At 67.7% G+C, this 26189-nt stretch carries 25 protein-coding genes; 9 read left to right on the forward strand and 16 right to left on the reverse strand.

Going from position 1 to position 26189, the window contains the following annotated elements; all coding sequences use genetic code 11:
- Nucleotides 1-110 precede the first annotated feature (110 nt).
- The 6 genes from ACFWF1_RS14380 to ACFWF1_RS14405 form a co-directional block, all read right to left on the reverse strand.
- Entirely contained in the window at nucleotides 111-686 is a 576-nt protein-coding gene (locus ACFWF1_RS14380) for a DUF2165 domain-containing protein (protein WP_379288187.1), read from the reverse strand.
- A gap of 191 nt (nucleotides 687-877) precedes the next feature.
- Nucleotides 878-2155 carry an ABC transporter permease gene (locus ACFWF1_RS14385; protein ID WP_379288185.1) on the reverse strand — a complete coding sequence of 426 codons (1278 nt, stop codon included), beginning with the start codon at nucleotides 2153-2155 and terminating at the stop codon, nucleotides 878-880.
- Entirely contained in the window at nucleotides 2155-3327 is a 1173-nt protein-coding gene (locus ACFWF1_RS14390; RefSeq protein WP_379288184.1) for an ABC transporter permease, read from the reverse strand. Before ACFWF1_RS14390 ends, ACFWF1_RS14385 begins: the two co-directional genes overlap by 1 nt.
- A complete protein-coding gene (locus tag ACFWF1_RS14395) occupies nucleotides 3324-4835 on the reverse strand; it encodes an ABC transporter ATP-binding protein (protein ID WP_379288182.1) in 1512 nt (503 codons plus the stop codon). The genes ACFWF1_RS14390 and ACFWF1_RS14395 overlap by 4 nt, the downstream gene beginning before the upstream one ends.
- Before the next feature lie 24 nt (nucleotides 4836-4859).
- A complete protein-coding gene (locus ACFWF1_RS14400) occupies nucleotides 4860-5954 on the reverse strand; it encodes a BMP family protein (protein ID WP_379288180.1) in 1095 nt (364 codons plus the stop codon).
- Between the two features lie 138 nt (nucleotides 5955-6092).
- Nucleotides 6093-7235 (reverse strand): metallophosphoesterase, encoded by a 1143-nt coding sequence (locus ACFWF1_RS14405; protein WP_379288179.1) that lies wholly within the window; start codon nucleotides 7233-7235, stop codon nucleotides 6093-6095.
- A gap of 306 nt (nucleotides 7236-7541) precedes the next feature.
- Here ACFWF1_RS14405 and ACFWF1_RS14410 point away from each other — a divergent pair, with 306 nt between their 5' ends.
- Together ACFWF1_RS14410 and ACFWF1_RS14415 are read left to right on the forward strand one after the other, a co-directional pair.
- Nucleotides 7542-8486 carry a hypothetical protein gene (locus ACFWF1_RS14410; RefSeq protein ID WP_379288177.1) on the forward strand — a complete coding sequence of 315 codons (945 nt, stop codon included), beginning with the start codon at nucleotides 7542-7544 and terminating at the stop codon, nucleotides 8484-8486.
- An 11-nt stretch (nucleotides 8487-8497) separates the two neighbouring features.
- Nucleotides 8498-9109, forward strand: a complete 612-nt coding sequence (locus tag ACFWF1_RS14415; RefSeq protein WP_379288176.1) for an LGFP repeat-containing protein — start codon at nucleotides 8498-8500, stop codon at nucleotides 9107-9109.
- A gap of 6 nt (nucleotides 9110-9115) precedes the next feature.
- Here ACFWF1_RS14415 and ACFWF1_RS14420 read toward each other — a convergent pair whose 3' ends face one another.
- The gene (locus ACFWF1_RS14420; protein ID WP_379288175.1) at nucleotides 9116-10036 is read right to left on the reverse strand and encodes an aldose 1-epimerase family protein; all 921 of its coding nucleotides are present in this window, start codon (nucleotides 10034-10036) and stop codon (nucleotides 9116-9118) included.
- A 165-nt stretch (nucleotides 10037-10201) separates the two neighbouring features.
- Here ACFWF1_RS14420 and ACFWF1_RS14425 point away from each other — a divergent pair, with 165 nt between their 5' ends.
- Both ACFWF1_RS14425 and ACFWF1_RS14430 read left to right on the forward strand, forming a co-directional pair.
- Complete coding sequence (locus tag ACFWF1_RS14425) at nucleotides 10202-10933, forward strand: TetR/AcrR family transcriptional regulator C-terminal domain-containing protein (RefSeq protein WP_379288173.1); 732 nt, start codon at nucleotides 10202-10204, stop codon at nucleotides 10931-10933.
- Nucleotides 10934-11056: 123 nt separating this feature from the next.
- The gene (locus tag ACFWF1_RS14430; protein WP_379288171.1) at nucleotides 11057-12349 is read left to right on the forward strand and encodes a fatty acid desaturase family protein; all 1293 of its coding nucleotides are present in this window, start codon (nucleotides 11057-11059) and stop codon (nucleotides 12347-12349) included.
- 35 nt (nucleotides 12350-12384) lie between these two features.
- Here the strand turns inward: ACFWF1_RS14430 and ACFWF1_RS14435 are convergent, their stop codons facing one another.
- Nucleotides 12385-13194 carry an SAM-dependent methyltransferase gene (locus ACFWF1_RS14435; RefSeq protein WP_379288169.1) on the reverse strand — a complete coding sequence of 270 codons (810 nt, stop codon included), beginning with the start codon at nucleotides 13192-13194 and terminating at the stop codon, nucleotides 12385-12387.
- Between the two features lie 94 nt (nucleotides 13195-13288).
- Here ACFWF1_RS14435 and ACFWF1_RS14440 point away from each other — a divergent pair, with 94 nt between their 5' ends.
- The 5 genes from ACFWF1_RS14440 (at nucleotide 13289) to ACFWF1_RS14460 (ending at nucleotide 17728) form a co-directional block, all read left to right on the forward strand.
- On the forward strand, nucleotides 13289-14470 hold the full coding sequence (locus tag ACFWF1_RS14440; protein WP_379288168.1) for a cytochrome P450: 1182 nt from the start codon (nucleotides 13289-13291) through the stop codon (nucleotides 14468-14470).
- A 63-nt stretch (nucleotides 14471-14533) separates the two neighbouring features.
- The gene (locus ACFWF1_RS14445) at nucleotides 14534-15139 is read left to right on the forward strand and encodes a M23 family metallopeptidase (RefSeq protein WP_379288167.1); all 606 of its coding nucleotides are present in this window, start codon (nucleotides 14534-14536) and stop codon (nucleotides 15137-15139) included.
- A 31-nt stretch (nucleotides 15140-15170) separates the two neighbouring features.
- Nucleotides 15171-16139, forward strand: coding sequence for a DNA polymerase domain-containing protein (locus ACFWF1_RS14450; protein ID WP_379288165.1), 969 nt, complete (start codon nucleotides 15171-15173; stop codon nucleotides 16137-16139).
- Between the two features lie 139 nt (nucleotides 16140-16278).
- The gene (locus ACFWF1_RS14455) at nucleotides 16279-16734 is read left to right on the forward strand and encodes a hypothetical protein (RefSeq protein WP_379288163.1); all 456 of its coding nucleotides are present in this window, start codon (nucleotides 16279-16281) and stop codon (nucleotides 16732-16734) included.
- Nucleotides 16735-16852: 118 nt separating this feature from the next.
- Nucleotides 16853-17728, forward strand: a complete 876-nt coding sequence (locus tag ACFWF1_RS14460) for an alpha/beta fold hydrolase (RefSeq protein WP_379288161.1) — start codon at nucleotides 16853-16855, stop codon at nucleotides 17726-17728.
- Between the two features lie 3 nt (nucleotides 17729-17731).
- On the opposite strand, the gene ACFWF1_RS14465 is transcribed toward ACFWF1_RS14460, so the two are convergent.
- From ACFWF1_RS14465 to ACFWF1_RS14500, 8 genes are all read right to left on the reverse strand, one after another.
- On the reverse strand, nucleotides 17732-19231 hold the full coding sequence (locus tag ACFWF1_RS14465; RefSeq protein WP_379288159.1) for an alpha/beta hydrolase: 1500 nt from the start codon (nucleotides 19229-19231) through the stop codon (nucleotides 17732-17734).
- Between the two features lie 47 nt (nucleotides 19232-19278).
- The gene (locus ACFWF1_RS14470) at nucleotides 19279-19842 is read right to left on the reverse strand and encodes a phospholipase D-like domain-containing protein (protein ID WP_379288158.1); all 564 of its coding nucleotides are present in this window, start codon (nucleotides 19840-19842) and stop codon (nucleotides 19279-19281) included.
- Between the two features lie 45 nt (nucleotides 19843-19887).
- Nucleotides 19888-20790 (reverse strand): N-acetylmuramic acid 6-phosphate etherase, encoded by a 903-nt coding sequence (gene murQ / locus ACFWF1_RS14475; protein WP_379288156.1) that lies wholly within the window; start codon nucleotides 20788-20790, stop codon nucleotides 19888-19890.
- 47 nt (nucleotides 20791-20837) lie between these two features.
- Nucleotides 20838-21713 (reverse strand): MurR/RpiR family transcriptional regulator, encoded by an 876-nt coding sequence (locus ACFWF1_RS14480; RefSeq protein WP_379288154.1) that lies wholly within the window; start codon nucleotides 21711-21713, stop codon nucleotides 20838-20840.
- The gene (locus ACFWF1_RS14485; protein WP_379288152.1) at nucleotides 21700-22872 is read right to left on the reverse strand and encodes an anhydro-N-acetylmuramic acid kinase; all 1173 of its coding nucleotides are present in this window, start codon (nucleotides 22870-22872) and stop codon (nucleotides 21700-21702) included. Before ACFWF1_RS14485 ends, ACFWF1_RS14480 begins: the two co-directional genes overlap by 14 nt.
- Entirely contained in the window at nucleotides 22872-24401 is a 1530-nt protein-coding gene (locus ACFWF1_RS14490; protein WP_379288150.1) for a sodium:solute symporter, read from the reverse strand. The genes ACFWF1_RS14485 and ACFWF1_RS14490 overlap by 1 nt, the downstream gene beginning before the upstream one ends.
- Nucleotides 24402-24474: 73 nt before the next feature.
- Entirely contained in the window at nucleotides 24475-25401 is a 927-nt protein-coding gene (locus tag ACFWF1_RS14495) for a BadF/BadG/BcrA/BcrD ATPase family protein (RefSeq protein WP_379288148.1), read from the reverse strand.
- Between the two features lie 197 nt (nucleotides 25402-25598).
- Nucleotides 25599-26153, reverse strand: coding sequence for a hypothetical protein (locus ACFWF1_RS14500; RefSeq protein WP_379288146.1), 555 nt, complete (start codon nucleotides 26151-26153; stop codon nucleotides 25599-25601).
- Nucleotides 26154-26189: the final 36 nt, after the last annotated feature.

The following is a 26189-nucleotide window of genomic DNA, read 5'->3' on the forward strand; positions in this document are numbered from 1 at the left end:
GGCAACTTAGCAAAGTCCGTCAGGGGCCTTGTCCATGATGTGTCAGTACATAATTTCCATTTGCCCCGACTTATGCGTTTTGTCCCTTTTGTCCGAATTTTGGATGCTGGTTACTTGCTATCGGAGACGGCCTGTTCCACCGGTCGCGACAGGTCCCGCTCGGGCAAGTGCACAAGAATCAGCCCGACCGCGGCGATCAGGAAGTTCTGCAGCGCCGCGGACGACGCATTGACCTCTTTGTTCGCCCACATCCGGAACCATTCCCCGGCCACGGTCAAGAATCCGCCGAGGAACAGCAGCAGCACCATGCTCCAGCCGAGGCTCGACAGTTTCGCGGCCACGCCGGGACCGACCCGAAGGCGGCGCGGCCACCCGCTCAGTTCGCGCAGCCAGGCCACCGCGGCGGCCAGCAGCACGAAGGCGATCAGGAACTCCCAGATCACGATCAGGATGTAGGCGACGAGGGCGATGTTGCCGCTGGTGATGGCCCGCCAGTCGGTGCCGGAGTTGTGGATGGTGGAGCGCATGGACAGCACGGCGGCCACCCCGCGCCGGTTGGTGACGGTGTCGGTGCAATTGGTGATCGCGACGAACAGGTAGTAGAAGCCGGTGATCGCCGCCAGCACCGCGACCGCCATCCGGCGACTACCTACCACGTCGAGCATTCGGGAACCGCTGAGTGTCATGTGCCCTGCCTCGGATCGACTATCGACGAGAAGTGCGGGAGCGTCCCGGTTTTCGCGCGCCGATCTTCGCCGAGCGCGCGGTCAAGATCGAAAAACCGGGATCAGACACATTTTAGGGGCAGCCACGCCGCTCATCCTGTCGATAAACGAGAAGCCGGGTCCGGGCGCGCACCTGGCACGCCGCGGGGTGATCAACCAGGGACGTAGGGTTCGCCGTCGGCCTTCGGTGGCCGCACCTGCCCGACCGCGCCGGCCACGGCGATCACCGTGAGCAGGTAGGGGGTCATCTGCAGTACCTCTGTCGGGATGGGCGTCGCCAATACTTGCAGCTGGCCCTGCAGTGCCTTGGTGAAGCCGAAAAACAGTGCGGCACAGGTCGCGCCGAGCGGGTGCCAGCGGCCCATGATCACCGCGGCCAGCGCGATGAAGCCGTTGCCCGCCGTCATCTCCTTGGTGAAACCGCCGGTCGATCCGATGGTGAAGTAGGCGCCGCCGAGTCCGGCTATCGCGCCCGCGAGCAGCACGGCTTGATAGCGGACGCGCAGCACCTTGATGCCGACGGTGGCCGCGGCGCGCGGATGCTCGCCGACCGCCCGTACGCGCAGTCCCCAGCGCGTCCGATACAGCACGAAGCCGAGCACGGCGACCGCGACGACCATCGCGTACACCAGCGCGGTCTGATCGAACACCGTTGGGCCGATGATCGGGATCGAGGACAGCACCGGAATGGCCAGCGGCTGCATAGTTCCCGGGTTGTTGAACCGGGCCGGGCCGTCGGTCAGGCCGGTGAGCTGATCGAACAGGAAGCCGGTGATGCCGGTCGCGAACACCACGAGCACCACGCCGAGCACGATCTGATTCACCAGATAGCGGATCGAGAACACCGCGAGCAGCCAGGCGATGAACACGCCCGCGACCACCGCGGCCAGCGCTCCGACGAGGAAGCTGCCGCTCACCGTGGCGATGATCGCGGCCGCGAACGCACCGGCCAGCAACTGTCCCTCGATGGCGATGTTGATGACACCGGCCCGTTCGCACAGCACGCCCGCCAGCGCGCCGAGAATCAGCGGCGTCGACAGGGCGAGGGTGCCCTGAATCTGGTTGGTGAGCGGGAAGATTTTGCCGGACGCCGCCCAGCACACGAACGTCACCACGAACGCGATACCGAAGACGGTGAACAGCGCCGCGGCCCACCGCCCGGTCAGCCCACGCCCCAGGTGCGCGATCGCGATCGCGAGGGCGACCACCGACAGCAGCAGCGCCGCCGGTTTGGCGGGCACGTTGATATCGGACGGTCCTGCGGCGTCCGGTGCGGCCAAACGGAAGTCGACGTCGCCCGACTTGGTGAACACCGCGAGAGCGACCGCGGTGACCGCGAGGATCAACAGCAAGATCCCGAGGCGCAGCCGCTGCTGATGCTTCTCCGGTGACTCGAGCCCCCGGGTGGCACCGGTCGTGGTCGTCACCATCAGTTCCACCCTTTCGCGAGTACCGCGTCCGCGCGCTCGGCCCGGATCCGGAAGACGGTGCGCACCAAGGCCGGCGCCGCGACCAACACGACGATCACCGCTTGCAGCACGGTCACCAGGGTGAGCGGGGTGCCGGTCGCCGCCTGCATCTCGTTGCCGCCCGCGTTCAACGCACCGAACAGCAGCGCCGCGTAGACCGTGCCGATCGGACTGCCCCGGCCGAGCAGTGCCACGGTGATGCCGTCGAAGCCGAACGATCCGGCGATTCCGTTGGTCAGCGGCAGATCGGTGCCGAGCACCTGCTGAGCGCCGCCGAGCCCGGCGAGGCCGCCCGCGATGAGCATCGCCAGCACGTACGCGCGCCCGACATTCATGCCCGCCGTGCGCGCCGCGTCCGGGTTGGCGCCGACCGCGCGCAGCTGGAAACCCAGCGTCGATCGGGACAGCAGCCACCACACGAACACCGCCGCGCCGACGGCGACCAGCAGCCCGAGATGCAGTCGGGTGTCGCCGAATCGGGGCAGTTGCGCGGTGTTGTCGACCACCGGGCTGATCGGTTCGTTGCGGCCCGGCCGCTGCAACCATGAGGTGGTGAGCAGCCAGGTGAGCGCGTACAGCGCGACGTAGTTGCCCATGATCGTGGAGATCACCTCGTGCGCGCCGGTGCGCGCCTTCAGCAGTCCGACGATCCCGCCCCACAGTGCGCCACCGACGATTCCGGCCACCAGGGCGACCACCACGTGCAGCACCGGCGGCAGATGCACCGAGAAACCGACCCAGCCCGCGAACAGCGCACCGGCGATGAGCTGACCCTGCGCGCCGATATTGAACAAACCGGTGCGGAACGCGAGCGTGACCGCCAGGCCCGTGCAGATCAACGGCGTTGCCGCCACCAATGTTTCGGCGATCTGATGTTTGCCGCCGAACGCGCCCAGGAACAGGGCTTTGTATGTGTCCGCCACCGCGTTGTACGCCGCCGACACCGTATCCATCGGCCGCGCGAAGAAATAGCCGAACGCGCCTGTCACCTGCGGATCGCTGACGATGATGAGCAGCGCGCCGACCACGAGCGCGAGCAGTACCGCCAGCGAGCTGACGATCAGTTCGCGCACCCAGGGCCGGTCGAGCCGACCGGCCACCCGGCCGGGACCGCTATCCGATGTCCCCGTCATCGATCACTCCCCGGCGCCGCGCCCGCCATCATCAGGCCGAGCTGATCACGCGGGGTGTCCGGGCCGACGATGCCGACGATCTGCCCGCGATACATCACGATGATCCGGTCCGACAGCGCGTAGATCTCGTCGAGTTCGGTCGAGACGATCAGCACCGCGGTGCCCTGATCCCGTTCGCGGACAATGCGTTTGTGCACGAACTCGATCGACCCGACGTCCAGGCCGCGGGTGGGTTGACCGGCGATCAGCACCTCCAGCGGCCGGGACAGCTCCCGCGCGAGGACGACCTTCTGCTGGTTGCCGCCGGACAGGGTGCTGACCGGATCGGCGGTGGACCGGACGCGGATGTCGAACTCCTCGACCCGTTGCGCGGCATTGCGTTTCACCGCGGCGGGGGACAGCACGCCGTGCCGGGAGAACTCCGGGCGGTCGATCAGATCGAGCACGAGGTTCTCGGCGACGCTGAACGTGCCGATGCAGCCGTCGTGCGAACGATCCTCGGGCACATAGCCGATGCCCGCGTCCAGGTGCTGGCGCGGCGATCGGCCGACCACCTCCCACCCGCCCACCGTGACGGTGCCCGCCACCGGCGTCCGCAGCCCGAGCAGCGCGCTGACCAGTTCCGACTGCCCGTTGCCGACCACGCCCGCGATGCCGACGATCTCGCCGCCGTCGACGCGGAAGGACACCTCGTCGACCACTACGGTTCCGGCCGCGTCCACCACGGTCAGATCGGTGACGACCAGGGTGGGTCCGGTGGGCTCGGCCGGTGTCTTGGCAACCACGAGCTCGACCGACCGGCCGACCATCAGCTCCGCGAGTTCGGCCTCGGGCGTGCTCGGTTCGACGGTGCCGACCACGGCGCCGCGCCGGATGACGGTGATCCGGTCGGCGATCCTGGTGACTTCCTTCAGCTTGTGCGTGATGAAGATGATCGAGGTGCCGTTCGCGGCGATGGCGCGCAGCACGCCGATCAGTTCGTCGATCTCCTGCGGGGTGAGCACGGCGGTCGGCTCGTCCAGGATCAGCACCTCGACGTTGTTGGCCAACGCCTTCAGGATCTCCACCCGCTGCTGCTCACCCACCGACAGGTTCGCCACCAGCGCGTCGGGGTCCACCGGAAACCCGTAGCGCTGCGACAGCTCGCGCACCTGCTTGCGTGCCGCCGCGCGATCGAGCACGGCGAATCCCTTGGTGGGTTCCCGGCCGAGGATGATGTTCTCCGCGACGGTGAACACCGGCACCAGCATGAAGTGCTGATGCACCATGCCGATGCCCGCAGCGATCGCATCGCTCGGCGACAGGCAGGTGACCGGCGTGCCGTCCAGCAGGATCGCGCCGTCGTCGGGCTGCAGCAGCCCGTAGAGCATGTTCATCAGCGTGCTCTTGCCCGCGCCGTTTTCGCCGAGCAGGCAGTGGATTTCGCCCGGTTCGACCACCAGGTCGATGTGGTCGTTGGCCAGCAGAGTGCCGAATCGTTTGGTGAGACCGCGTAGTTCGAGCCGCATATCGCTCCCGGTGACGGCCGCGGCTCACTTGGCTGCGGGCTGGGCCTTCGACGTGAGGGTGATCTTGCCGCTCGCGAGATCGGCTGTCAGCGCGGTGATCTCGCCCTTCAGCTCAGCCGGGATGGTGGCATCGAAGTCGTGGTAGGGGGCCAGGCTGACACCCTTGTTCGCGATGGTGCCGACGTAGGCCTGATTGCTGAACTGCTTGTTGTAGGCGTCGGTGATCGTCTTCGTCACCGCGACATCCATCGCCTTCTCCACGCTGGACAGCAGCGACGAACAGTATTCGGCGGCGCTCACACAGCCGTCGGTGTCCACCCAGATCGCGGTGACCTTGCCGCCGGAGGAGTGCGCGGCCTCCAGCGCGCCGAGGCCCGCCGGACCCGCCACCGGGAGAATGATGTCGGCGCCCTGGCTGATCAGATCGTTGGCCTTGGTCTTGCCGATGTTCTTGTCCTGGAAGTCATTGGTGATCACGCCCTGCTGGGTGGCCTCGTCCCAGCCGAGCAGCTGGACCTGCTTGCCCTTCGCCTTGTTGTAAAAGGCGACGCCCTCGGCGAAACCGTCCATGAAGATGGCGACGGTGGGGATGTTGATCCCGCCGAAGGTGCCGACCTTGCCGGTCTTCGTCTGGGCCGCGGCAAGATAACCGGCCAGGAACGACGGCTGGGCGGAATTGAAGGTCAGCCCCTGCAGGTTCGGCAGCGGCGGGTTCTGCTTGGTGTCGGTGTAGGCGTAGTCGACGATCGCGAAGTTGATGTCCGGGTTGGCCTTCGCCGCGGCGTAGGTGGCATCGCCCTGCTTGAAACCGATCGTCACGATGATGTTGCATTTCTGCCGGACCATCGTGTTGATGTTGGTCGGATAGTCGTTGTCCGACTTCGACTCCAGCTGCGCCTTCGCGATGCCGAGGGCGGCGACCGCGTCGGTGACGCCCTTGAGCGAGGTCTGGTTGAACGACTTGTCGTCGAACTTGCCGGAGTCCGACACCATGCAGGCCTTGAAGTCCTTGGTGCCCGCCTCGCCGCCCTTGCTCTGCTCGGCCGGCGGACTACCGCACGCGCCGACGGTCAGCACCAGAACACCGGCAGCGGTGAGGGTGTGCAGCCACCTACCCATAATTGCCTCCTGAAACGCGATACCCCGCAACCCAACTCACCGAACCTGCTGGGCGAGTGCGGTAGTGGTGGGAGTTTAAGACGCGGAACCGATCTTGGCTCGGTTTCCGCGTCATCTCCGCTATCGGGTTCCGGCGGGCTAGTCGCGTGCGGGGGCTGAGCGCAGGATCAGCACGGTGACCTCGCTGGGAGCGAAAACCCGCAGTTGGGGACCCCAGAAGCCGGTGCCGCGGCTGGTGTAGAGCTGGGTGTGCTCGCCGTGGCGGCTCAGGCCCGCGACGACGGGTTGGTCCAGGCGGACCAGGTAGTGGAACGGCCAGATCTGGCCGCCGTGGGTGTGGCCGGAGATCTGCAGCGCGACGCCCGCCTCGGCGGCGGCGGTGATCTGCTTGGGCTGGTGGGCGAGCAGCACCACCGGCAGTTGCGGGTCGGCACCGGCGAGCGCGGTGGGCAGGTCGGGGCCGTGGCCGGGCAGGCCGACGCCGGTGGGGTCGTCGATGCCCGCGATCACCAGACTGTCGCCGTCGCGGGTCACCGTCTGGTGCTGGTTGTGCAGTGGCTGCCAGCCGATCGAGGCCATGTGGTCGATCCAGCCCTGGGCGTCGCCGAAGTACTCGTGGTTGCCGGTGATGTAGAAGCGGCCGAGTGCCGCGTCGACCTTGCCGAGCGGGTCGACCTGCGGGTGCCGCTTCGCGACCGATCCGTCCGCGAGATCGCCTGCGTGACAGGCGATATCGGGTCGCTGATCGTTGACGACCGTGACCACCTTCTCCGACCACCGAAGCCGATCGAGTGCGGCGAAGTGGGTATCGGTGACGACCACCAGGCGCAGTCCGTCGAGGCCGCGGCCGAGGCCGGGGATCGACACATCGACCGTGCGCACCCGTGGCACCCGGCGCGCCTCGATGATTCCCCAGACCACCAGGGTGACCGACACCGCGAGTACACCTACTGCCACGATGCGCGAGCGGGCCGGATCGTGCACACCGCCGACGGCCAGCGCTAGTCCGGCGACGTTGCCGATCACCGACCAGCTGAACACCACCCACGCGATACCGAGCAACGTGTCGCCGACGATGGACGCGGCGTCCGATTGCGCGGGTCCGTGCCCGAGGAACATCGCTGCGGGCAGGCCGACGAAGGTCAGCGCGAACACCGCGGTACCTAGCCAGAACAGCGGGCCGGTGCCCTCGGTGGGCGCGCCGACCAAGGTCCACCAGGGGACCAGGAACAAGATGGCGGGGATCGCCAGGAAAAGGGCAACACGCGGCACGTATTTCAAGAGACCATCCTCGTCGGCGGGGGGTGTGCTTCGCGCGGTCCCTCCGCCCGGCGCGGGCAATACCGACGATAACAGCGCGCATCCGCGGGCCGCCCGCGCAGCGGGGTGTCCGGGTGGTTAATGGGAGGTGGTTGGCAGGGTGCTGTCTTGTGACAACTATTACCGGGCGAACGACCCTCCCAATGTTGACGTGTCTTGAATTGTGGCCATAGCGTGGCGGTCCAAATCTTCTTTCTCGGACGAGGTATCAGCACGACGGATGTTCGACTCGCTGCACTGCCGCGTCTGTCCGGATTCGTTCTGGGAGTGGTGGTTTCCGTCATTTCGGTGTTGGCGGTGAACGTCGCGCACGCCGACCCCGATAGGCAAGATCTGGACACGCTGTTCGGTGGGATGGGGCCGCACCAAGTGGTGCAGACCGCCGCGACGGTGCCCTGTGCGGGGCCAGGGGCGCTCAGCGGTGAGAACATGATCGTTCCCCGCCGCTGCCAGGGCACCTTCCCGTACGGCTCCGGATCGCCGATCGGGGTCCAGTACTACTATCCCGCCGACATCGACCGGGTGGGCAAGGCACCGGCGGTCGTCTTCACCCCCGGTATCTTCGCCGAACCCGGGTTCTACGACGCGATGCTGACGCAGTGGGCCAGCTACGGATTCATCGTCGCCGTGTCCTTCGACTACCTCAACACCCTGTCGGAGACGCAGTTCCTCGGCCGCGGCGGGCTGAAGGAGCGCGACCTCGATCCGGCGTCGCCGCTGGCCGGGAAGGTCGATTTCGGTCGAATCCTGTTGGCGGGTCAGTCCGCAGGCGGCGGCAGCGCGTTGCTCGCCTCGAATATCGCGCCGCGATTCCGAGCGCTCGACCCCACTTTCCGGGTGGTCGGATCGCTGGCGCTCGAGCCAGGTCCGTTGGCGCCCACCAACTTCGTGCCGACGCCCACCTTGATCATCCAGAACGCCAGGGATTCGGTGGTACCCGCCGGATGGTGGGTGGACTGGTATCAGTACCCGGGGCTACGCGAGGCGCCCGCCTACGTGGCCACTCGTAAAGCGGTGACGCACAACGATGTCGAGAACGCGATTCTCGCGCTGAACGGCGAGCACAGCCTTGCGCTGGCCTGGCTGCTCACCGCGGGCATGCGGGATCCGGTGGCGAGTCGGTTCTTCGCCGGTCCGGACTGGCAGCTGCCGAGCGACCCGAATTACCTGAACGTCCGGCGCAACATCGAGGCCGATCAATGGCAGCTCTGAGAGGTACGGCTATGCGGGACAATGCGATTCGGGTGCTGGCGGTGCTCGCCCTCGGCGCGGCCGCGGGGGGCGCGGTGCTGGCCGTGCCCGCCGGCGCCGAGACCGCCGTCGGTAGGTTCACGATCGCCGGGCCGATCGAGCAGGCTTTCCTCGAAACAGGCGGGCAGGCCGCGTGGGGTGTGCCGCTCGACGACGCGCGCCCCACCGCCGGCGGACAGTTCCAGCGGTTCGAACGTGGCGTCTTCTACACCGAGCCGAACATCAACGGCGGCAAGGCCTATGCCGTGAACGGGCCGATCCTCGCGAAATGGGGCGAGCTCGGCTGGGAGCGGGGGCCCCTCGGATATCCGACCAGCAATGCGTACCAGCTGTCCACCGGAGGTTTCGCCGTACCGTTGATCGGCTACTTCGGCGACACCCCGGGCCTGTGGAGCAAGTTCGAGCACGGGGTGATCTATTGGACCGAAGGCAAAGGCGCGCACCCGGTTGCGGGCACCATCTACGACATCTGGAGCAAGGCCGGATACGAGAGCGGCTCCTACGGGTACCCGATCGGCGACCAATACCCCCTCGCCGACGGCCGGGTGGCGCAGCAGTTCCAGCGCGGAACGATCACGGCCTGACTCGCGTCATGGACGAGTGAGCCGTGCGCCCCACCTGGACTGCGCGGTGGCGCCCGGTGTCAGCCGGATCAGTCCGTCGCCGCTCTGAAAAGCGTTGGGCGGGCACGTCATCGGCTCGGCGGCCAGTCCGGTCCGGCGATGCGACGGGGCGAGCGTGTCGGCGGTGAACAACTGGATCACCGAATAAGAGTCGTCCGCCCAGAGCTCGGCTACCGCGCCGTCGTTGCCCCGCAACCGAACCCAGGCCCGCCCGTCGTCATTGCGGGCCAGGTCGGTGAACGGATGATCGATCGTCAACGCGCCCAGCGGCTTCGGTGTGGTGAAGTCGAACGGGGTGCCGCCGACGGCTTCGGTGCCGACCGGAAGTTGCCGGTCGGGGTCGGTCACGATCCTGGTCGCGGCGTCGAAATGCAGGATCGCGGTATCGATCCCGCCTTCCCCGGGCGAGAGATACGGGTGGTGACCGCAGCCGTACGGTGCCGCGGTATCGCCGAGGTTGGATGCGGTGGTGGTGACGGTGAGGCCGTCGTCGGACAGCTCGTAGCGGATGGCAACGTCGAGATAGAACGGATAACCCTTGCGCGGGTGCAGCGTGGTCCGCATGGTGACCTCGTTCTCCTGCGCATCGGTCGCCTGCCACGGCCGCCAGCGCAGCAGCCCGTGGATCGCGGTGCGCTTCGCCGGTTCGGTCAGCGGCAGCTGCTGGTCGATGCCGTCGAAGCGATACTTGCCGTCCGCCAACCGATTCGGCCACGGAATCAGCGCGCCACCGCGGCCACCGTCGGCCATCGCCTGCACGTCGTAGGGCTCCAGCACGTCTCGGCCACCCACCCGGAACTCCCGGATGCCGCCGCCGACCTCGACGATCACCGCCCGCTGGTCGCCGCTGCTGATCGAGAACTGCTGTCCGGACGGTGGCGGAGTCATAACCGAGGACGCTACCGGCGTTTCGCATCGTGGCGGCGATCAGGCCCCGAGCGGCGGCAATCCGAGGTGGGTCGCCTCGGAAAGCACCGGATGTGGCGTAGTGTCAACAGCGTAGGTCTACATGTCAGACCTACTGAAAGCGCCGAGGGAATGAGGCCTGCGCAGATGACCGAACCTCCCGCGAAACGCGGCAATTCTCGATCGGGAAACGCGCGCAACGACGGCGCGACGCCGGGCCGGGGCGAGAGTCCGGTCACCAGGGCCGCGGTCTTGGACGCGGCGCTGGCGATCATCGACAGCGACGGTGTGGACGGGCTGTCCATGCGGCGACTGGCCGACGCCGTCGGCCGGGATCCGATGGTGATCTACCGGCATCTGCCGAACAAGGCCGCCGTGCTCGACGGTGTCGCCGAGATCGTGGTCGCGCAGTTGTCGGTCGATGCCACCGACCCGGACTGGGCCGCCCAATTGCGCACGGTCGCCCGTGATTTCCGCGGACTGGCGCTGGCGCATCCAAAGGTGGTGCCGCTGTTGGTGACTCGCCCGCTGGCGACGCCGCTCGGGTTGCGCCCGACGTCGGTGGTCCGGCCGCTCGAAGACCTGCTCGCCCTGCTCACCCGCGCCGGTTTCGCGGGAGCCGATGCGCTGCATATCTATCGCGCGCTGTTCGGGTTCCTGTACGGCCATGTGCTCAACGAGTTGCAGGAAATCGTCGAACGCCCCGAGGAAACCGACGAGGTGCTGCGGCTCGGGCTGCATCGGCTGCCGATCGGGGAGTTCCCGCTGCTGCGTGAGCTCGCGCCGGTGCTGGCCGCCTATGACGGCGCCGTCGAACTCGAACGCGGGCTCGACATCCTGCTCAACGGGCTTGCCGCCACCCTGCCCGGTCCAGGCTGACGGCCCCACCCTCGGAATCTTAATGTTGTTGCGCGGCAATCATTTCGGCGGCTCGGGTGCGTTGTCAACGACGTAAGCCTACGCTGTAGACACACGCTGTGACGGAACTCGAGGACATCAAGAATGGCAATTACTGAAGTCACTGCCTACGCGCACTTGAGCGCGGCGGATGTCGAGGCGCTCGGGTCGGAACTAGATGCGATCCGCCGCGACATTCAGGAGCAGCGTGGTGCTCGCGACGCGCGCTACATCCGTCGCACCATCGCCTTCCAGCGGGCCCTCGATGCCGCGGCCAGGCTGACCATCGGGCTCAGTCGCGGCCGCACCGGCTGGCTCGCCGGGACCGTCGGGCTGGCCCTGGCGAAGAGCATCGAGAACATGGAGATCGGCCACAACGTCTGCCACGGCCAGTGGGACTGGATGAACGACCCGGAGATCCACTCCAGTACCTGGGAGTGGGACATGGCCGGGGTATCGGCGCAGTGGCGCTATTCGCACAACTATCGCCACCACATCTATACGAACGTGCTCGGCATGGACGAGGACATCGGGTTCGGTGTCATGCGGGTGACCCGCGACGAACGGTGGAAGCCGGGCCATCTGCTGCAGCCGCTGCGAAACCTGTTGCTAGCGGCCGCCTTCGAATGGGGCATCGCGCTGCACGGCCTGTATTCCGAACGCGACCGGTCCGAGGGCGCGGCGGAGAAGGCCGCGCAGACCAAGGCGTTCCTCGGGAAGATCGCCAGGCAGGCGGGCAAGGACTATCTGCTCTTCCCCGCGATGAGCGGGCGACGCTGGCGGCGCACGCTGGCCGCGGACGCGAGCGCGAATGTGCTGCGCAACCTGTGGGCCTACGTGGTGATCTTCTGCGGCCACTTCCCTGACGGCGCAGAGAAATTCGAGCCGACCGTGGTGGCGGACGAGACCAAGGGGGAGTGGTATCTCCGGCAGATGCTCGGCACCGCGAATTTCGACGCGGGCCCGATGCTGGCCTTCCTCAGCGGCAACCTCTGCTACCAGATCGAACACCATCTGTTCCCGGACCTGCCGAGCAACCGGTACGCCGAGATCGCGCTGCGGGTGCGGGCGCTCTGCGAAAAGTACGACCTGCCTTACACCAGCGGGTCACTGCTGCACCAATATCTGCTGACCCTGCGCACCATTCACAAACTGGCGCTGCCGGACAGCTTCCTCACCGCGACGTCCGACGACGCCCCGGAAACCGCCTCGGAACGAAAGTTCAACGGCGACACAGTATTCGACGCACCCGAGGCCGGTAGGCCGCTGGGCCGCAACGGCCTGCGGACCGCGCTGCGCCGCGCCGAGAAGTCCCGCGTGGTCGTTCGGCGGTCGTCGCGCCGCCCGATTCGGATCAATCCGGCCGATACCCGGCCCAGGCAGGAGGATCGGCCGTGACGACGACCCGCGTCGGCCGGCGCGACCGCGGCTGATCAGGGGATGCGGGCGACCGCGCCGAGCATGGAGACGGCCTCCGGCCTGGGGTGCGGTCGCCATTCGCCCGGCCGCCATGTCATCACCGAGCCGATGCCCGGCGAGACGACGTCGAAGTCGGTGAAGAAGCGGGTGAATTCCTCGGTGGTGCGTAATCGGAACGGGACCCCGCTGCGCAGGTTGGCCGCGTTCGTCTCGGCGAGTTCTTCGGCGGACAGATGGTCGCTGGTGGCGTGGGTCATCACCAGGTAGCTGCCCGAGGGCAGCGCGTCGCACAGCTTGCGCACCAATTCGTACGGGCCGTCGTCGTCGGTCATGAAGTGCATGATCGCCACCAGCATCAGCGCCACCGGCTGGTTCAGGTCCAGCACCCTGGTGAGGTCAGGGTGGTTGAGGATGCGGTCGGGATCGCGGATATCCGCGTCGAGATAGGCGGTCGCGCCCTCGGGTGAGCTGTTGAGCAGCTCGCGGGCGTGCACCAGCACGATCGGGTCGTTGTCCACGTAGACGACGCGCGACTCGGGGGCGATGTTCTGCGCGATCTCGTGCACGTTGCCCGCGGTGGGCAGGCCCGCCCCGATATCGAGGAACTGCCGGACGCCCTCGTCGGCCAGATAGGCCACCGCGCGCCGCAGGAAGCTGCGATTCTCCAGCGCGGCGAGGCGAACGGTGGGGAAGGCCTCGGCCACCACGTCGGCGGACTCGCGATCGGCCGGGAAATTGTCCTTGCCGCCCAGCCAGTAGTCGTACCGGCGCGCCGGATGCGGTTTCGACACATCGATCTTCGCGGCTACCGGTTCCGAGTCCACAACGCCCTCAATTCTTCTCGACTATTGTCATCATGTCAGCTCGAGTTGCGAACCGGTAGCGATGGTGATGTCGCACCTCCCGGAAGGCTCCGCCATGCCACTGCAGTACAGCCCATATGATTTTGACGTACACCGCGACCCATATCCGTACTACGCCAGGCTGCGTGTCGAGGCGCCGGTCTACCGTAACGATACCGACGACTTCTGGGCGCTCTCCCGCCACGCGGATGTGCTTGCCGCACTGCGCGATTCGGATCGATTCTCGAGTGCGAACGGTGCCATCCGGATGGAACCGGCGTTCTGGGGGCCGCAGGCCGAACAGATGTTCTCCTTCGTCGCGATGGACCCGCCGCGACACACCCGGCTGCGTGGGCTGGTCACCCGGGCCTTCACCCAGCACCGGGTACAGGGCCTGGAACCCCGGTTGCGGGAGATCGCTCGCCGGCTGCTGGACCCCCTGGTCGCGCGCGGCAGCTTCGATTTCATGACCGATTTCGCCGGTCCGTTCCCGACCGAGGTGATCGCCGAACTGGTCGGCGTGCCCGAGCGCGACCGCGACATGCTGCGCAAGCTCGGCATGGAAATCATGTACAACGACGAGGAGTCCACCGACCTGCGCCCCGAGGCGATCCAGGCGATCGGCGCGATCATCGGCTACTACACCGAGCTGACCATCGAACGCAGCCAGGATCGGCGCGACGACCTGCTCTCCGGGCTGCTCGACGCGGCCGACGGCGACGACCGGCTCACGCCGGAGGAGATCGTCAGCGTGCTGATCCTGCTGATCGGCGCGGGCATCGAGACCGCCATGCTGACCCTCGGCAACCTCTGGCACACCGCGTGGCTGCACCCGGACCAGCGCCGCAAGGCGTTCGACGGGCAGATCGACGCCTGGATCGCCGAATCGATGCGCTACGAACCGTCCAGCCAGACCTCGCTGCGCACGGCCACCGAGGAGTTCGAGCTGCACGGGGTGACGGTTCCGGCGGGCGCGCGGATGCTGCTGCTGATCGGCTCCGCCAACCGCGACCCCGACGTGTTCACCGATCCCGACACGTTCGACCTGGACCGCGACACCAGCGCGTCGCTGGTCTTCGGCAGCGGCCGCCACCACTGCCTCGGCATGAATCTCGCCCAGCTGGAATTGCGCGTCGCGCTCCAGGAGATCGTCGCCAAGGTCGCCGACTACGAGATCGATCCCGACGGCGTGCGCCGTATCCACGCGTCCAACAACCGCGGCTTCGCCGCCCTGCCCACCACCATCACGGCCCGCTGAGCGGACCCGACCCGCACGTTCAGTGCCCTCCTCCCGATATCCGGATCGGAGAGGAGGGCACCCATGACCCGATACTGGCCCATCGCCCGAGAAACACTCACCATCGGTTCGCCGTTCGGCCCGCGCGACGACGGGTTTCACAGCGGGCAGGATTTTCCCGCACCCGACGGCACCCCGATCTACGCATGCGCGGGCGGCACCGTGCTGTATCTCGGGGCCGCGGCGGGATATGGCGAGTGGATCGTGATCGACCATCCGGCCGCGGACGGTGGCGGGGTGAGCGAATACGGACACATGTGGGATGCGGGCGCGACCGGGCTGTCGGCGGGTGACCGCGTCGAGGCGGGGCAACTGATCGCCTACGTGGGCAACAACGGCGGATCGACCGGCCCGCACCTGCATCTGAGCGTCATGCCGCACGGGTACGACCCCGGCGCCAAGATTGATCCGATGGCCTGGCTGGGTGAGGCCTGCTTTCCGGACGACTTCCTCGGGGCGCTCGGCGACGACGAACAACGCGAACTGCTCGACCGAACCCGCGCGATCTGGACGCAGCTGTGCGGTCCCGACGGCACGGGCTGGCCGCAGCTCGGCCGCGACGCCGACGGGCGCCACCGCACGGTCGTCGATGCGCTCGCTGCGTTGCCGCCGGTAAAACACCCGGGTTGACCGCGTCCGCCACGGCGGGCAAGGTGAGCCGATGGGCAGTGAAGAGGTCCGCGACGGAGTAACGCTGACCAATCTCGACAAGCCACTGTTCGACGGTGCCGAGGCGACCAAGCGCGATCTGGTCGACTATCTCGAGGCCGTCGGCGAGCGGCTCGTGCGGCAGCTGCGGGACCGCCCGCTGTCGGTGAAACGGGTCCGGCCGGGGCAGGAACCGTTCATGCAGAAGAACCTGCCCAAATACACGCCCGACTGGTTGCCCAGGGTGACGGTGTGGGCCGAGAGTTCGCACCGCGAGGTGACTTACGCCCTCGGCAACGACGTGCGCACGCTGTTGTGGTTCGGCAATCAGCGCGCGGTCGAGTACCACCCGACCCTGCTGCTCGCCGATCGCAGCCAGGGCCCCACGCACATGATCCTCGATCTCGACCCGCCGCCGGATCAGCCGTTCCGTCAGGCCGTGCTCGCCGCGAAGCTGATCCGCGAGGCGCTCGCCAACGACGGACTCGCCGGTGCGGTGAAAACCAGCGGCGCCAAGGGCGTGCACGTGTTCGTGCCGCTGGTACCCGGCCTCGCCATCGATGACGTCGCCGCGGCGACGCGTGCGGTCGCGGCCCGCGCCGAGCGCCTCGATCCGGACCTCGCGACCACCGCCTTCATCGTCGAGGACCGCGGCGGCCGCGTCTTCCTCGACTCCACCCGCGCGGGCGGCGCGACCGTGGTCGCCGCCTACAGTCCGCGGATTCGGCCGGGCACCACGGTGTCGTTCCCCGTCGGCTGGTCCGACCTGGACAACATCGCGCCCCGCGATTTCACCGTCCGTAGCGCGCCGACCCAACTCGGTGACCGCGATCCCTGGGCCGACGAAATGCCCGAACCACAAACGCTGCCCGCCGATCTCGTCGCGGAAGGGCACACCATTCCCGTCGCGCGCGTCCAGGCAATGCACGAGGGCAAACGCCGCGCCCGCGCCCGCCGCGAAAATCCGCAACTGGAGTCCTGAAACGGAATGCCGGATTAATTCCTCCGCGTGCCCGCGCCGGTGCGCGTGAATTCTCTTGCAATACTGGCTGGTCGGTTATGTCGGCTACCGGAAATGGAAGGGACTCGAAAACGTGCTACCTGGAAATATCCTGAGGTCCGTGAAGGGCTTCGTACTGGTGTTGGCTGGTGTGTTCGGGGTGGGAATGCTGGTCGGGGTTGCGCCGGCCGCACATGCGGCTACCTGTGCGGCTGTGTCGGATCGCAACGCCTATGACGGGGGATGGAAAGGGGGCGAGCACAATACGCTGGTCACCGGATTCAATGGCATGATCGGCTTCGGGGAGACGAAGTACACCAAAGCGGGGTCGGAGCCGGTGGTCTGGCTCGGCCAATTCACGGTGGACGCAAAGAATGTGCTGACAAAATGGAGCGGAACGCAGCTTATCGGTGACGGCAGTACGGTCGACGCCCTCGTGTCGACGGTGATGTGCGATGCGAACAACAAGCCGATCAGTTTTACCGCCGACGTGGTCAACACGACCACCGATCACAAGAAGATCGATCTGGGCACTTTCACCCTGAACCGGGTCGCGATGGGTTCGGTGTCGCAGTAGTGGATCCGGCCCCGGCCACGAGCGGCTGGGGCCGCGGGGAATGCCCGCGTACTCCCGGTGGTTTCACAAGGCCCGGCGCTGCGGCGCCGGGATTGGGCTATCAGGAGAAGGATCAGCGATGCCGGTTAATGATTTACCTCGGGTCGAGCACAGGTTCGTCGAGGTCGATGGGGTTCGGGTGTTCTACCGGCAGGCCGGGCCCGACGACGCGCCGGTGCTGTTGCTGCTGCACGGTTTCCCGTCGGCCTCGCACCAATTCCGTCGGCTGATCGACGCGCTCGGTGGCAGCTACCGGCTCATCGCGCCCGACTATCCTGGCTTCGGGCACACGGAGGCACCCGAGTCGTTCACCTACTCGTTCGAGCGGCTGGCCGACATCGTCGAAGGCTTCCTGGAGCAGCTGGAACTGACCCGATTCTTCTTGTACGCCTTCGATTTCGGTGCGCCGGTCGGCTTCCGCATCGCGACCAGGCACCCCGAATGGGTCGCCGGTCTGGTGGTGCAGAACGGGAACGCTTACGAGGAAGGCCTTTCCGACGGGGCCCGCGATTTCGTCGCATTGCGCCCGGACCAGCCCGAGGCCGAGCCCGCGATCCGCGACCTGCTCACCCTGCCCGGCACCCGCGGCCAGTACGAACACGGCGTCTTCGATCCCGACCTGCTCGCGCCGGACGGCTGGACTCTCGACCAGCACTTCCTCGACTTGCCCGGACGTAAGGAAGCCCAAGTGGCCCTTGCCTTCGACTACCACGCCAACGTCGCGCAGTATCCGCAGTGGCAGGACTGGCTGCGCACCGCGACCCCGCCGACCCTGATCATCTGGGGCCGCAACGATCCGTTCTTCCCGGAACCCGGCGCGCACGCATACCTCTATGACGTGCCCGACGCCGAACTGCACCTGTTCGACACCGGCCACTTCGCCCTGGAGGAGAAGCTCCCCGATATCGCGCCGCTGATCGCCGACTTCCTGGATCGGCACTGGCCGAAGGACTGACGGCTAGTCGGGCAACAGGAGGCCCGTGGCGGGTGCGGTGCCGTCGATGAGATAGCGGGCGATGGTGTCCTGGGTGCGGCCCGGGTGGAGGAAGGACGTGTGTCCGTCGCCATCCCGGGTCACCAGGACGGCACCTTGAATCTGGGTCAGCATCAGCTGCGCCCAGCCGTAGGACGTCGACGGGTCGTGGGTGGCGTTGACGATCAGCGCGGCGATGGTCGGCTTGGCGCTGAATTCCCTTGGCGGATTGGAGAATTCGGCAGGCCAGCCCTGGCACTGCGCGACGTAGCCGTAGGACTGGCTGACGCCGCGAGTGTGCGGCGCGACGGTGCTGAGCAGTGTCTGCTGGGCTTGCAATGCCGGGTAGGTGTGGAAGTCGGCCTGGAAATCGGCGCAGCCGACGGCGAGGTCGCCGTGGTTGCTCTCGGCGGTCTGCACCTGCGGGGCCAACCCGCTCGCATCACCGTTGCGGGCCTGGTCGAGCGCGGCGGCGAGGCCGGGCCAGCCCGGGGTGCCGATGTTCGGGATGGGGTCCTTGAAGATCAGCTGCGCCTGGATGCTGGTCAGCAGGTCGAAGGTGCCGACGCCGTTGCGGCAAGCGCCGGAGGTCTGGCAGCCTGGAGCGGGTAGCGGCTGTTGCCCGGACCGGGCGACCAGATCAGCCAAGACCTTGGACGGATCCTGGTCGCGCAGCACACATTCGGTGCCGGAACGGCACCACTGAGTGAAGCGGTTCCAGCTGTCTTCGAAGGCGATGGATTCGTAGTAGCTCATGGTGCCGGCCGGTTGCGAGTGGACGAGGGCACCGTCGAGCGCCAGGGTGCGGCTCTTGTCGGGGAAGAGGCGGGCGTACTCCGCGCCGATCTCGGTGCCGTAGGACAGGCCGAGGTAGTTCAACGGCGCGCCGCCGAGGCGTTGGCGCAGCACCTCCAGATCGCGGGCGACGTTCACCGTGTCGACATGGTCGAGCAGATCGCCGGTCAGGCGCTGGCAGGACTCGCCGAACGCGCGATTCGCGGCCACCAGACTGTCGAATTCCTGCTGGCTGCTGGGGAATTGGTTCGGCGGCCGGTTGGCGAGGTCCGGATCGCAATGAATGGCGGGCTGACTGGTGCCGACTCCGCGCGGATCGAATCCGATCAGGTCGAAGCGCTGCCGGATGCTCGCCGGGAAGAGGCCGGGTCGGGCACCTTCGGCGGCCACGAGCTCGGTGCCCGCGCCGCCGGGCCCGCCCGGGTTGAACACCAGATCCCCGATCTTCCGCGCCGGGTCGGTCGCGGGGAGCCGGTTGACGCCGACCTGAATCTTCTTGCCGCCCGGGCTGTTCCAGTCGAGCGGCACATCGACGGTCGCACACTGGACGGCGGTGCCGTACTCCGATGGGCAGGGGCCCCACGCGATGGGCTCGGTGTTGTCGGGTGTCTTGCCGGAACTGCATCCGGCGCAGAACGCGACCGCGGCCAGCGCGGAAAGTGCCAGGCGCGCTGCGGTTTTGATACCCATCGCGGGTACCCCTTCCTATCGGTGCGATCGGCTCAGCCGCGTCGCGCTCAGACGGAGAGCGGGAGCATCGGGATGGAGTCGTCGCCGAAGTCGACCGGCGGTGCCTTCATGAGTTGTAGTTCGCGTTCCTCGGTCCAGGCGTAGTGGCGCAGGGTGTTGAACTGGGCGACGAAATGGTCGCGCCAGGTCTGCGCGCCGAAGTTCATCGCGGTGTTGACCTGCAACCAGCCGCTGGTGCTGAAGTTGACCGAGCCCTCCCAGCACTGCGGGCCGCTCGGCGCGTCCACCACCAGCCCCTTGGTGTGGCAGATGTATTTGCGGCCGCTGGTGCTGGTGCCGATGGTGACCTCGACGCCCGCGTCGACGAGCCGCTGCACGATCGGCTGCTGGGTGTGGCCCGAGGATTGGGTGTAGTCGAGATACAGGTGCAGCGGCACGCCCTTCTGGTGGGCGGCGATCAGGTTGTCGGCGGCGCCGGTCAGCGTGAAACCGTAGGCGATGAGCCAGGTTTCGCCGGGCCCGGCGACCAGTTCGAGGAACCGTTGCTCGGCTTCCGCGTGGTCGTCGGGCATCAGGTAGCACGTCATCGGACCATCGATCACGAAGGGCATAGCTGCACGGTACCGCCGGGCGCGGCGCCGGAGCCGCTGGCGCGCCTACCCGTCGTTGCCGACGGCGGTCCGGACGAATCCACCGGCCCCCGCGAGCAGCCGCCGGGCCGTCGCCACGTCGGCGCCGGCCAGCTGCATGACGATCGCGGTCTTCGGGTGCCCGTCGGCCGCATCGAGCAGCGCGGCCGCGGTGTCGAGGTCTACGCCGGTGGCGTCGGCGATGATGCGGCGGGACCGGTCGACGAGCTTGGCGTTGGTCGGCTTCAGGTCGACCATGAGGTTGCCGTAGACCTTGCCGGACTGCACCATGGTCGCGGTCGACAGCATGTTGCACACCATCTTCTGCGCCGTGCCCGCCTTGAGCCGGGTGGAACCGGTCAAAACCTCGGGGCCCGTTTCGATTTCGATGCCGACGTCGGCGTACGCGGTCAGCTCTGCGCCGCGATTGCAGGAGACGCCCACGGTGGCGGCGCCGATGGCGCGGCCGTGCCGCAATGCGCCGATCGCGTACGGGGTGCGGCCGCTCGCCGCCAGCGCCACGATCACGTCGTCGGCGGTCAGGTCGATATCGGACAGGTCGTCGACGGCCCGCGCCGGATCGTCCTCGGCGCCCTCGACCGCGTGCGCGAACGCGACCGAGCCGCCCGCGATGAGCCCGATGACCTCATCGGGCGCGGTGCCGAAGGTGGGCGGGCACTCGACCGCGTCGAGCACGCCGAGCCTGCCGCTGGTCCCCGCGCCGACATAGATCAACCGGCCGCCGTGCCTGCGCGCGGCGACGATCAGGTCGACCGCCCTGGTGATCTCCGGAATCGCCTGTCCGACAGCGGAAGCTATGCCCGCGTCCTCGGAGTTCATGGTGCGCAACAACTCTTCGACCGACATGGAGTCGAGCGCGGATGTCCGCGGATTCGCCTCTTCGGTGGTCAAAGTGCTGAGCTCGCTCATATCGCCTCCTGGGTCATACGGCAGTGCCGGTCGAACGAGTGGGGCAGTCATGGCGCCTTTCTGGTGCCGCGCGAGATCCGGCGATCCGCCACGGCGTCGTAGGTTCGGCGCAGCGCGATCGCGGCCGAAGGTGTGCGTTGCAGGACTCCGATGTAGAGAGCGTCGACGATCAGTAGCTGGCTCATCCGGCTCGCCATCGCGGCGGAACGGAAACCGTCCTCGCGCCCGGCCACCAGCACCGTGTGTGCCGCCGACCGCGCCAGCCTGGACTGTGCGCCCGCGGTGACGGCGACGGTCGTGGTCTGCCTGCCCGCGGCCCGGTCGACGGCGTCGATCACGGCGGCGGTCTCGCCCGAATGCGAGAAGGCGATGATCACGTCGTCGGCCTCCAGCAGGCTGGCCTGGACCAGCGCGTCGTCCTCCGAGGTGCAGGCGAAACACCACATGCCGATCCGGGTCAGCTTCTGCCCCATGTCCATCGCGACCAGTCCGGACGCGCCGATTCCGATGAGCTGTATCCGCCGCGCGTGCACCAGGGCGTCGACGACCGCGCCCATGGTGGCCGGATCGGCGAGGTCGGCGGTGGCCACCATGCCCTCGGTCTCGAAGGCGGTGAGCTTGTGCAGCACCTTCGACAGCGGGTCGTCGCCGGCGATGTCGGTCGCGAACACCGGCGAGCCGTCGTCCTTGCTGGTGGCCGCCAGCGCCAGCCGCAGCTGCGGATAGCCTTCGTAGCCAAGGGCTTTGGACAATCGGACGACCGCGGAGGTGCTGGTCGAGGCGCGCTCGGCGAGCTCGCTCACCGTCAATTGCGCTGCGGCGGCGGGATCGTCGCGGATGACCTGGGCGACCCGCAGCCCGGTCGGTGTGAGCCGCGGGATCGCCCCGAGTAAGCGCGTGCGAACGTCGTCACCCTCGGACATGGCTCACCAGCCTCAGCTGTCGCGGTGCCGCGCCGGGCGTTTCGGGCAGCGTGAGCCGGCCCGCGCCCGGCGTGATCGAACCGAGCACCGTCGCACGGGTGGCACCGGTGCACGTCGCATGACTACCGGGCAGCCCGTGCATCGTGAGGAAACCGAGCACGGCGAACGCCGCGGCCTCCTTGGCGGCCGAGGGCAGCCCGAGCTGGTCGGAGGTGCATAGGGTCGCGGTACCCAGTCGCGCGCCGAGCATGCCCATCAACGTCGGATTTCGGGTCCCGCCGCCGGACACGATCACTTCGTCCGGCTCGAAGGGGGCCACTGCGTCGGCGATGGTATGTGCGGTCAGGGCGGTCATGGTGGCGACGATATCGTCCGCGGTCAGCGGGTAGTCCGGCAACACTCGTTCGACATAAGCGCGGTTGAACAGCTCCTTGCCGGTCGTCTTCGGCGGCGCCGCCCGGTAGTAGCTGTCGGCGAGAAGGGTTTTCAGCAGCTGCTCGTCGACCGTGCCCCGGGCGGCGCGCACGCCGTCCCGGTCGAAGTGTTCCGCGCCGCCGGTCGCCAGTTCGACGGCCGCGTCGATGAGGGCGTTGCCCGGTCCGGTGTCGAAGGCGATGGGGGAGGCGCCGGTGACGGTCGCGTTCGCGATGCCGCCGATATTGAGTGCGGCCGAACGTCCGGACCGACCCGCGAGCCACAACAGGTCGAACAGCGCCACCAGTGGGGCGCCCTGCCCGCCGGCGGCGATATCGCGCGAGCGGAAATCGCTGACGACCGGTAGTCCGGTCAGCTCCGCGATCCACGACGGCTGGCCGAGTTGCAGTGTGCCGTAAGCCTTTCCGTCGGCCACCCAGTGGTAAACCGTCTGTCCGTGCGACGCGACGAGATCGGCGGTGCCGCCGAAGAACTCGCGCACCGCCGCATCGGCGGCCGCGGCGAACTCCTGTCCGATCGCGGTATCGAGTCGGCACACGGTAGCCATATCGACCGTGCCGGGCGGCAACGCGGCGATGAGCTCGGCGCGCAGTCGATCGGGGTAGGTGCGGCTGAGCTGCCCGACCACCTCGACGTGAATGGTGCTGTCCCGCAGGTGAATATCTGCGCCGACCGCATCGATCGCATCGTGCGACGTGCCGGACATCAAACCGATGACGCGCACTAGGCCACCGCCTCGACCGGCTCGGCAGGTGTGGGTTCGGGCGCCGGATGGAACAGGCTCGACACCCCGCCGACGACCAGCGTGACCAGCACGCCGATCGGCACCAGCCACTGCGCGGCGATGCCCTTCTGGGTCACCTTGCCCGCGACGGTCACGTCGATCTTGATCACCCGCACCACGAACGTCATCACGATCACCGTCACCACGAACGCCAGCACCGCGTCGAACTGGTTGGCGCGCTTGACAAGCCGGCCGAGCAGGAAGGCGCCGAGCAGCGCGCCGTAGGTGTACCCGGCGATGGTCAGCGCGGTGAGGTACACGTTGCCGGTCGTCGCGCTGAAGCCCATCGCGAACAGCGCCATCAGCACCGCCCAGACGAGCGTCATGTAGCGGGCCAGCTTCAGCAGCGCCTCGTCGGAGATCTCGCGGCGGGAGAAGCTGCGGATGATGTCGGCGACGGTCGAATTCGCCATCGAGTTCAGCGCCGAGGACAGCGAGCCCATGGCCGCGCCGAGAATGCCCGCGACCAGCAGCCCGGAGATCACCACCGGCAACCCGTGCAGGATGAAGTTCGGGTACAGGTTGTCGGTGGTGGCCAGGCCGAGCTCCTTGGGCGTCTTGCCGCCGTTGTACGACCACAGCAACGCGCCGACCAGCGAGAACGCGGCGAACTGGATGGCGACGAAGATGCCGGACCCGATCATCGCCTTCTGGCTGTCGCGCAACGTCCGCGTCGACAGGATGCGCTGCACGATCAGCTGATCGGAGCCGTGCGAGGCCATCGCGAAGATCGCGCCGCCGATGATCGCCGTCGGCAGGGCGAAGGTGCTGGTGAGTACGTGCGCCAGGCCGAAGTCGGTATCGAAGATGTGGAACTTGCCGTTGTGCAACGCGTCCGACCAGCCTTTGGCCCCGACGTGGCCGGTGAGCACGCCGATCGCGATGATCGCGCCGGACAGATACAGCCCCATCTGCAGCGCGTCGGTCCAGATCACCGCCTTGATGCCGCCGAGGTAGGTGTACACGACGGTCAGCAGCGTCAGCACGATGATGATGATGTCGTAGCCGAGGTCGAGGCCGAACTCGGCGAGCAGCAGCTTGATCGGGATGGCGGAGGCGAACAGCCGTACGCCCTCGGCGAGCAGCCGGGTGAACACGAACGTCACCGACGCGACACCCTGCAGGTAGCGGCCGAAGCGCAGCTCGAGATACTGGTAGGCGCTGACGAACCCGCCGCGCTTGTACAGCGGGATCAGCGCGGTGGCCACGACGGTGCGGCCGATGATGTATCCGATGGCCAGCTCGACGTTGCCGAAGGCCTGGTCGGTGTACGCGCCGCCGGGCACCGAGATGACCGTGAGCACGCTGGTCTCGGTCGCCACGACGGATAAGCACACCGTCCACCACGGCATCTTGCCCTCGCCGACGAAGTAGTCGTTGCTCGACTTCTGTTTGCCGGAAAGGCGCAGGCCGATCCACGCGACGACGATCAGGTAGACGACGATGACGGCGACGTTGAGTGCGTTCATCGCAGCTCCTCGGTAACGCGACTGGCGGAATGAAATTAAGTGTCAGGGTCGATGTGGATTCTGTCAACGAGTGTCACGTGATTCGCACCACCAATGTCTCCAGCACAGTTGTCGTGTCAACTGCGAGCAGCGCGGCACCGTCGATCGGGCCGCCGCGTGCGGTCCGGCGGTCGATCACCTGCGCTATCGCCGCGTCGAGCGGATCGAGCAGCGCCGGGCCGAGGTTGGCCAGTCCGCCGGTGATGGCGTACGGCACGGGCGCGGCGAGGCCGGAGCGGTCGATCGCGGCGCGGACAGTGCGCGCGAGTGCGCGGCCGGCCGCGGTCATGATGGCGGCCGCGGTGTCGTCGGTCGCGGCGGTCGCGGCGACGACCGGGGCGAAGCGAGCGGCGAGCAGAGCCGGATTTTCGTGCTGGCCGAGGTGTTTCGGCAGTTCGTCGAGCCGCACCCCATAGTGCTCGGCGGCTTTGGCCGCGAGTTCGGTGTGTGGGTCGCGCCCGTCATAGCAGCGCAGCGCGGCGCGCAAGCCTTCGACGCCGATCCACGCGCCGCCACCTTCGTCGCCGAGTAGCGGGCCCCAGCCGTCGGTTCTGGTGAATCGGCCCGTCGCGTCGACCGCGGTGGCCACGGCTCCGGTCCCGGCCGCCAAGACGACGCCGGGTGCGCCACCGAGTGCCCCGGCATGCGCGGTCACGGCGTCGGAGGCGACTGCGACCGCTTGCGCGCCAGGGATATCGGTCAGCGCTCGCGCGAGGAGTTCGGCCGCATCGGGTGCGGCGGCGGCACCCGCGGCACCGATGAACAGTGTGAATGCGGTGTCGGTCAGTGCCAACTGATCGACTACCGCGCGGATAGCGCTCTCCGCCGCCGCGACTCCGCCGGCGTACGCCAGCCCTGGTGCGCCGGGTCCGTCGGCGGATCGCGTCTCGCGTCCGTCGAGCCGAAGGGAGCTGCGGCACCCTGTTTTACCGAGGTCGATCGCGAGCACGTGGTCGGTCATGGCGACCATCCTCGCGCGGTTGCCCGCTTTCCGGGGGTCCCACGACTTGCGACATTAGCCCGAGATGTGAACTGGGGAAATGGGTGCGAGCGTGGTCGTTACGCGGCGGTATCGCGGCGGGCGCGACGCGCACCCGCCGTACTGCTCGGCTGACGCGGACAGTCTGCGGGTGTCCGCGTCAGCCGAGGTTCAGGGAATCACGGTGTGGAGTAACCGATCAGGGCGCCGATGCCCGCGCCGATGGGAATGGTGACCAGTGCGCCGACGCCGCCGAGGAAGAAGCCGATCACCGCGCCGATGCCCGCGCCGATCAGGGCGCCGATGCCCGCGTTGTACTGCTTGCGGGCGGTCGTGTCGTCTTGCTGATCGACGAGTTGTGCTAGGTGCGAGGTGATTTCCGGGGCGCTGACGGGTGTCATCGTCAGGGTGCGCCCGGTGTCGCTGATTTGTGGCCGCAGGCCGAAGGTTTGGCCGTTGGCGGTGAACGAGGTGGGCAGGGTCGCGATGACGTTCCCGATGCCGTCGGTCAGGGTGACCGCGGCGGCATCGCTGGTCAGCGCGAAGACACCGGCGTTGACGGTGGTGCTCACCCCGCTGCCGTCGGTTGCCGTGGTGTATCCGACTCCATGATCGACGCTGGACACGCTGACCTCGGCCGATGGTTGCATAACTGGCTGGGCGTTGACGATGCCCGCGGTGATTCCGGTGGCGCCTACTGCGAGCAGGGCGGTGGCAAATCCTTTGACTTTCATCGTGTTTCCCCACATGTTCTGTCGGCCACGACAGCC

This window comes from Nocardia sp. NPDC060255 (assembly GCF_042727395.1).
Taxonomy (GTDB): domain Bacteria; phylum Actinomycetota; class Actinomycetes; order Mycobacteriales; family Mycobacteriaceae; genus Nocardia.